1 rRNA gene is annotated in these 230 nt (G+C 53.9%); it reads left to right on the top strand.

Features of this window, described 5'->3' with window-relative positions:
• Positions 1-228 (top strand): 23S ribosomal RNA (locus RJP21_RS31160); the annotation flags it as partial.
• Between the last annotated feature and the right edge of the window lie 2 nt (positions 229-230).

Genomic DNA, 230 nt, shown 5'->3' with positions numbered 1-230 from the left:
GACCGGGATGGACGTACCGCTGGTGCACCAGTTGTTCCGCCAGGAGCATGGCTGGGTAGCTACGTACGGACGGGATAAGCGCTGAAAGCATCTAAGCGTGAAGCCCCCCTCAAGATGAGATTTCCCAGTATGTAAGACCCCTTGAAGACGACGAGGTAGATAGGTTGGAGGTGGAAGTGCAGCAATGCATGGAGCTGACCAATACTAATCGGTCGAGGGCTTATCCTAAA

The sequence above is a fragment of the Paenibacillus sp. VCA1 genome, assembly GCF_031583795.1.
Lineage (GTDB): Bacteria > Bacillota > Bacilli > Paenibacillales > Paenibacillaceae > Paenibacillus_AQ > Paenibacillus_AQ albilobatus.
The sequence above is the reverse complement of the archived record's forward strand: the minus strand, read 5'-3'. Positions and strand labels throughout refer to the sequence as shown.